This is a genomic window from Streptomyces sp. URMC 129 (genome assembly GCF_051386415.1).
GTDB lineage: Bacteria > Actinomycetota > Actinomycetes > Streptomycetales > Streptomycetaceae > Streptomyces.
In genome coordinates, this window is record NZ_JBPQTQ010000220.1 from 1 (window position 1) to 4,631 (window position 4,631).

The 4,631-nt window shown below is 76.7% G+C and carries 4 protein-coding genes; 3 read left to right on the plus strand and 1 reads right to left on the minus strand.

Annotated features, from left to right (window positions below; genetic code table 11):
* Positions 1-1,143 (plus strand): acyl-CoA dehydrogenase family protein (locus tag ACSNOC_RS26960; protein ID WP_436750192.1); only part of this gene is annotated, 1,143 nt, incomplete at its 5' end.
* 39 nt (positions 1,144-1,182) lie between these two features.
* Here ACSNOC_RS26960 and ACSNOC_RS26965 read toward each other — a convergent pair.
* Complete coding sequence (locus ACSNOC_RS26965) at positions 1,183-1,539, minus strand: hypothetical protein (protein ID WP_436750193.1); 357 nt, start codon at positions 1,537-1,539, stop codon at positions 1,183-1,185.
* A 206-nt stretch (positions 1,540-1,745) separates the two neighbouring features.
* Between ACSNOC_RS26965 and ACSNOC_RS26970 the strand changes: the two genes are divergently transcribed.
* Both ACSNOC_RS26970 and ACSNOC_RS26975 read left to right on the plus strand, forming a co-directional pair.
* Positions 1,746-2,186, plus strand: coding sequence for an Lrp/AsnC family transcriptional regulator (locus ACSNOC_RS26970; protein WP_436750194.1), 441 nt, complete (start codon positions 1,746-1,748; stop codon positions 2,184-2,186).
* 185 nt (positions 2,187-2,371) lie between these two features.
* Entirely contained in the window at positions 2,372-4,012 is a 1,641-nt protein-coding gene (locus ACSNOC_RS26975; protein ID WP_436750195.1) for an amidohydrolase, read from the plus strand.
* Positions 4,013-4,631 lie beyond the last annotated feature (619 nt).

Here is a 4,631-nt window from a genome sequence, read left to right on the forward strand (position 1 = left end):
GTCCCCAGGAACCTGCCCACCCCCGGGGCCCGCGACCTGCTGGCCCTCGTCCGCGACCTGATCCGGCGCGAGATCCGCCCCGCCGCCGCCCGGGAGGAGGCCGCGGGCGTCTTCCCCCGCGCCACCTTCCGGCGGCTCTCCGCCGCCGGGCTGCTCGCCCTGCCCCACCCGGCCGAGCACGGCGGCGGCGAGCAGCCGTACGAGGTGTACCTCCAGATCCTGGAGGAACTGGCGGCGGCCCGCCTCACCGTGGGGCTCGGCGTCAGCGTCCACACCCTCGCCTGCCACGCGACGGCCGCGTTCGGCACCAAGGAGCAGCGCGCCGAGCACCTGCCCGGCCTGCTGGGCGGCGGCCTGCTGGGCGCCTACTGCCTCTCCGAGCCCGGCTCCGGGTCGGACGCCGCGTCGCTGCGCACCCGGGCCGTGCGCGACGGCGACGACTGGGTGATCACCGGCACCAAGGCATGGATCACGCACGGCGGGATCGCCGACTTCCTCACGGTCTTCGCCCGCACCGGGGCGGACGGCCCGCGCGGCATCACCGCGTTCCTGGTGCCCGGCGACGCCGACGGCCTCACCGCCGCCGCCCCGGAACGGAAGATGGGCCTCAACGGATCGCCCACCACCCAGCTCCACTTCGACGGCGTGCGCGTTGGGGACACGCGCCGCCTGGGGGAGGAGGGCCAGGGCTTCGCCATCGCCCTGGCCGCGCTGGACTCCGGCCGCCTCGGCATCGCCGCCTGCGCGATCGGGGTGGCGCAGGCGGCCCTGGACGAGGCGGTCGCGTTCACCAGCGGGCGCGAGCGGTTCGGCCGCCGGGTCGCGGACGGCCAGGGGCCGCGGTTCATGCTGGCCGACATGGCCACCCGGATCGAGGCGGGCCGCGCCCTGTACCTGGCGGCGGCCCGGCTGCGCGACGCGGGCGAGCCGTTCGGCCAACAGGCCGCGATGGCCAAGCTGTTCTGCACGGACACCGCGATGCGGGTCACCGTCGACGCGGTGCAGCTGCTCGGCGGTCACGGCTGCACGGCCGACTTCCCCGCCGAGCGGTACCTGCGCGAGGCGAAGGTGCTGCAGATCGTCGAGGGCACCAACCAGATCCAGCGCTCGGTCATCGCCCGCCATCTGGTGGGCCCGGCCTGACGGCCCGGCCGCCGGGCGGGCCGGGAAGGCTCGCCCGGCTCAGGCGGCCTGCCGCATCGCGGGCAGGCCGACCTGGGCGTGCGAGAACGGCTGGAGGCGCCAGTCGAGGCCCTCCGGCAGCGTGGCCAGCACGGCGGTGTCGTCGCCCACCGCCACCGGCACGATGGTGGCGCCCTCGGCGGACACCACCCGGCCCGAACCCGGGCAGACGGTCAGCCCGAACGGGTTCCACGGCGTCGGGCAGAGCGCGTGCTCGGGCAGGGCACCGCCCGGCTCGGCGAGCGCGATCGGGCCGGCGCAGTCGGGGCACAGGACGCGGATCAGGTCTCCCTCCGCCTCCTCGTCGAAGAATTCGGCGAAGTCCTCGTCGGATTCCGGCGACTTCACGGTGCGCATGAGCATCCCCCTCGGATGGCGCGGCGGCGTTGGCCACAGCAAGCATTTCCCGCCGCGCTCGGCGGATAATCGCGAAGCGGATCGACGCGCGGACCGGCGTTTGTGTCGTTCGTCACACAACTGTTGCCAAACCGATCCCGCTCCGCTCCGCCCCGGGACGGGGTGGCCCCCTCGTCGCGCCGCCGTTCCCGGTAGGTTACGGAGCCGTGGAGGAACTGGACCGGCGCATCGTGGAACTGCTCGTCACGGACGGGCGGATGAGCTACACCGACCTGGGGAAGGCGACCGGGCTGTCCACCTCGGCCGTCCACCAGCGGGTGCGCCGCCTGGAGCAGCGCGGCGTGATCCGCGGCTACGCCGCCATCGTCGACCCGGAGGCCATCGGGCTGCCGCTCACCGCCTTCGTCTCGGTGAAGCCCTTCGACCCCAGCGCCCCCGACGACATCGCCGACCGGCTGGCCGGCGTGCCGGAGATCGAGGCGTGCCACAGCGTCGCCGGTGACGAGAACTACATCCTCAAGGTCCGCGTCGCCGCCCCGGCCGCACTGGAGCACCTGCTGGCCCGCATCCGGGCCCTGGCCGGGGTCTCCACCCGCACCACCGTCGTGCTCTCCACCCCCTACGAGGCGCGACCGCCCCAGGTCTGAGGCCTGTTCCCGAAGATCGCGGGGGCGCCCCCCGGCCGCCCCCGGACCGACGTCCGGGAGAGGGCCACGGCCGGGGGAGCGTCGCGGGCCCGCGACGCTCCGGACGGCATGCCCCCGTCCCGGGACGGCCCCCGGGCCGGGACCCGGGCGGTGCGGGCGGGCGTCCGGCGGCGAGACTGGTGCCCATGACGACACGCACCACCCCCGGCGGGCCCCCGCGCACCGTGCTCCTGCGCCGCGGCGAGGTCCACAGCCCCGCCGACCCGTTCGCCACGGCCATGGCCGTCGAGGGCGACCGCATCGCCTGGATCGGCTCGGAGGCCGCCGCCGACTCGCTGGCCGACTCCGCCGACGAGGTGATCGACCTCGGCGGGGCGCTCGTCACCCCCGCGTTCACGGACGCGCATGTGCACGCCACCTCGGCGGGACTGGCCCTGACCGGTCTCGACCTCGCCGCCGCGCGCTCGCTGCCCGACGCGCTGGAGCGCGTCCGCGCCCACGCCGCCGCCGCCCCGGCCGGCGGCGTCCTCATCGGCCACGGCTGGGACGCCACCCGCTGGCCCGAGGGGCGCCCGCCGGCCCGCGCCGAGCTGGACGCGGCGACCGGCGGCCGTCCGCTCTACCTCGCCCGCGTCGACGCCCACTCCGCGCTGGTGACGACGGCCCTGCTCGACCGGGTTCCCGGTGTCACCGGCCTGACCGGCTATCACCCCGACGGGCCGCTCACCGCCGACGCCCACCACGCCGTGCGGCGCGCCGCCCACGCCACCGTCGGCGCCGCCCAGCGGGCCGCGGCCCAGCGCGCGGTGCTGCGGCGGGCCGCGGCCCTGGGCATCGGCGCCCTCCACGAGTGCGGCGGCCCGGAGATCTCCGGCGAGGAGGACTTCACCGCCCTGCTCGCCCTCGCCGCCGCCGAGCCCGGCCCCCGCGTCACCGGGTACTGGGGCGCCCTCGTCACCAACGCGAAGGAGGCGGCACAGGTCCGCGAGCTGGGCGCGGCGGGCGCCGCCGGGGACCTGTTCGCCGACGGCTCCCTCGGCTCGCACACCGCCCACCTGCACCACCCCTACGCGGACGCCCCGCACACCGGCCGGGAGTACCTCACCGCCGAGGACATCGCCGCACACGTCACCACCTGCACCGAGGCCGGGCTCCAGGCCGGTTTCCACGCCATCGGCGACGCCGCCGTCACCGCCGTGGTGACCGGCGTGCGGGCGGCGGCCGAACGGGTCGGCACCGCCCGGGTCCGCGCCCTGCGGCACCGCGTCGAGCACGCCGAGATGCCGGACGCGGACGCCGTCGCCGCCTTCGCCGAACTGGGCCTGACCGCCTCCGTCCAGCCCGCGTTCGACGCGGCCTGGGGCGGACCCGACGGCATGTACGCCGAGCGGCTCGGCGCCGCGCGCGCCCGCGCGCTCAACCCGTTCGCCGCCCTGCTGCGCGCCGGCGTCCCGCTCGCCTTCGGCTCCGACGCGCCCGTCACCCCGCTCGACCCGTGGGGCACCGTCCGGGCCGCCGCGTTCCACCGCACGGAGGAACACCGCGTCTCGGTGCGCGCCGCGTTCACCGCCCACACGCGCGGCGGCTGGCGGGCGGCCGGCCGCGACGACGCGGGCGTGCTCGTCCCCGGCGCGCCGGCGGACTACGCGGTGTGGCGCACCGGCGACCTCGTCGTCCAGGCGCCCGACAACCGCATCGCGCGGTGGTCGACCGACCCGCGCTCGGGCACGCCGGGGCTGCCCGACCTCACCCCGGGCGCACCGCTTCCCGAGTGCCTGCGGACGGTCGTCGGCGGCCGGACCGTATACGACCGGCTGAACGAGTGATCCCTCCTTCGCGCATACCGCCGAACGACGTGCGCTCCGGTCGCCGGGCGCCCGCTGCCACGGAGCACTGACCAGCCGTTTTGACCGGAACGTCCTGGTCAGACCGCTGTTGACAGGCGACGGTCGTCGAGGGGTAGGTTCGGCCGGGTCCACCACAGGACGTCCGGCCGGTGCTCCTCCGCGCAGCCGTCGAACGCCGCTGGGCCAGTGGGCGGGGTGCCACGATCCGGTGTCCCGTCGGCGGGAGCCAGGTCCAGGGCCTGCGGCACGGGGGCGGAAGGTTCCGCCCGGTCGGCAGGTGAGACCCGGGCGGGGCCCGGACGCTCAGTAGACAACGGCTTCCGGTCGACCCGCAGCCAGCGGGTCCCGGGTCGGACCGAAGGGCGCCGGGTCCCGATCCGCAGCCCCCGCGTCGCCGTGTCGCGCCTTGTTCGAGGTACGGTCGTTCATCATCGCCCGCGCTTCCAGGAAGGCCAGCCACCGTGCCATCGGGCTCCGAGACGACCACGGCCGGCGACACCGCCGACGCGCGCCCCACCGCGCCCCGGCCGGACGGCGCGGCGACCGAGACCAGCGACAGCGGCCACAGGTCGTAGGGCGGGAAGGCGGCGACCAGGGC